This is a genomic window from Streptomyces millisiae (assembly GCF_031845425.1).
GTDB classification, from domain to species: domain Bacteria; phylum Actinomycetota; class Actinomycetes; order Streptomycetales; family Streptomycetaceae; genus Streptomyces; species Streptomyces millisiae.
Map to the genome: position 1 here is coordinate 1 of NZ_JAVREM010000413.1, position 391 is coordinate 391.

A 391-nucleotide genomic window follows, 5' to 3' on the forward strand; every position below is an offset into this window, starting at 1 on the left:
TCCTCGGACGCCGCGCGGGTCTGGTGAAGGGCGAGCTGGGCGTCGCGGAGGTCTTGGGGGAAGTCGTACGTGGCCACCACCCAATAGTACGACTGTTCGAATGAGAGGTGCCAGGTCACGCGCCGCAAACCGCGTGCACTCCATCCGAACGGACGCGATAGCACAGTTGCTTCCCACCGCCCGAGCTGCTCATGGGCCGGTGAGGATCTGGTGGGTGCCGATGCGGCGCCAGATCACGTGCGGTGTGCCGGGACGCACCTCGGCCCCGTACTCGAACGTGGCACGTCCCGCGGGGCCGGTGCCCATGGACCAGGTGAGCTCGTAGACGCCCGGCGCGCAGCGCACCCCCTTGATTCGTAAGCCGGGGCGGAACTTGCGGCCGGTGCGCAGG

1 protein-coding gene is annotated in these 391 nt (G+C 68.8%); it reads right to left on the minus strand.

Going from position 1 to position 391, the window contains the following annotated elements; all coding sequences use genetic code 11:
- Positions 1–189: 189 nt before the first annotated feature.
- On the minus strand, positions 190–391 hold a 202-nt coding region (locus RNC47_RS37335), incomplete at its 5' end, for a hypothetical protein (protein ID WP_311605326.1).